The following is a 249-nucleotide window of genomic DNA, read 5'->3' as shown; positions in this document are numbered from 1 at the left end:
CCGCCAAAGCACATATCAGGCACGCCAAATTATTGCGGAAAGCCGGGAAGCAAGTGCTTGATTTAACTCCGGCTGCAGTCGGCCCATTCGTCGTTCCGCCAGTCAATATTGGTGAGCACTTAGCTGCAGACAACATCAACTTAATTACTTGCGGCGGCCAGGCCACGATTCCCATGGTCCATGCCATCAACAGAGTGCAGCAAGTAGAGTATGCAGAGATTGTAGCGACCATTTCAAGTAAGAGTGCAG

The 249-nt window shown here is 51.0% G+C and carries 1 pseudogene; it reads left to right on the top strand.

Annotated elements, in window-relative coordinates:
- Positions 1-53 precede the first annotated feature (53 nt).
- A pseudogene (locus tag VJI94_RS08650) lies at positions 54-249 on the top strand (acetaldehyde dehydrogenase (acetylating)); the annotation flags it as partial.

Source organism: Parvimonas sp. D9 (assembly GCF_035282565.1).
Classification (GTDB): domain Bacteria; phylum Bacillota; class Clostridia; order Tissierellales; family Peptoniphilaceae; genus Parvimonas; species Parvimonas micra.
Note: the sequence above shows the minus strand (reverse complement) of the source record. Positions and strands in the feature narration are given on the sequence as shown.